Origin of the sequence: Bacillus sp. L75, assembly GCF_003676355.1 — a bacterium.
GTDB lineage: Bacteria > Bacillota > Bacilli > Bacillales > Bacillaceae > Bacillus > Bacillus velezensis.
This window is the reverse complement of sequence record NZ_ML064966.1, coordinates 1-344: the sequence shown is the minus strand read 5'-3', so window position 1 is coordinate 344 and position 344 is coordinate 1. Positions and strand designations below refer to the sequence as shown.

General features: G+C 35.5%; 1 protein-coding gene. It reads right to left on the bottom strand.

Annotated elements, in window-relative coordinates; all coding sequences use genetic code 11:
- Nucleotides 1–344 (bottom strand): molybdopterin-binding protein (locus D5S11_RS20025; RefSeq protein ID WP_164833871.1); only part of this gene is annotated, 344 nt, incomplete at both ends.

The following is a 344-nucleotide window of genomic DNA, read 5'->3' as shown; positions in this document are numbered from 1 at the left end:
GGTGTTAATGATGGATTATTCCACCAACCAACAACGGACCTGACACCCATTCGGTAAATTATTTCTTCAAATACAAAATCACGCACTAAATCATCAGGCAATGTCTCTTCACCGACTATATTTAAACCGTTAGCCGTTGAACCGTCACCAACATTTGAAATAGTTGAAAACTTATCGAAAGTATAAATAAATTGATTGTTAAAGAAATCGACTGATTTAGCGCCGGTTATATTTACGTCAGTAACTTCTGTAACTGCATTGGTATCTGTTGAATATTGCCACACCTTTAAGTCTGTAACGATAAACATGTTAATACCATCATCAGCAATAATTGCATATCCAGT